The sequence below is a fragment of the Vibrio sp. 1249-1 genome (assembly GCF_033340495.1).
Genome location: NZ_JAWOWJ010000757.1, coordinates 1 through 617, shown reverse-complemented (window position 1 = coordinate 617; position 617 = coordinate 1). Strand labels below are relative to the sequence as shown.

At 46.8% G+C, this 617-nt stretch carries 1 protein-coding gene; it reads right to left on the bottom strand.

What is annotated here, in order from left to right:
* Positions 1-26: 26 nt before the first annotated feature.
* Positions 27-545 (bottom strand): flavodoxin FldB, encoded by a 519-nt coding sequence (gene fldB / locus R7Z50_RS28750; RefSeq protein ID WP_005479739.1) that lies wholly within the window; start codon positions 543-545, stop codon positions 27-29.
* Positions 546-617: the final 72 nt, after the last annotated feature.

Here is a 617-nt window from a genome sequence, read left to right as displayed (position 1 = left end):
GTTCGCATCAACGTAAGCGTCGGTGCTTAAAGCGTATCGTGGAACTCCACAAGTACTTGTTCACACCACTTTTCGATTCGCTCGTCACTCAAGTCGTATTGAGAGTCTTCATCTAGTGCTAGGCCAACAAATTGACTGCCATCTTCCGTTAGCGCTTTAGAGGCTTCAAACTCATAGCCTTCGTTTGGCCAATAACCGATAAACTGGGCGCCGGTTGCTTTTAACTCGTCGTGCAGTAGGCCCATGGCATCAAGGTACCATTCACCGTAGCCTTCTTGGTCGCCAAGACCAAATAGCGCCACAACTTTGCCTTTCAACGGCGTAGACGCGATGTCTTGCCAAATGGCGCTCCAATCTTCTTGGATCTCACCAAAGTCCCAAGTCGAGATGCCTAGAAGCAATAAATCATACTCAGCCATCAGCGATAGCGGCGTCTCTTTCACATTGTGAATATCGACAAGGTCTGCACCAATAATGTTGCGAATTTTCTCTGCTGCCATCTCGGTGTAGCAGGTTGTTGAGCCGTAAAAGAGTCCGATTTTCATTATATTCGTCGTTTTTTGTGTTGCTGTTGCAGAGGATTTTAACCTTAAACTGCCTAGGAATGCAGCGAATAT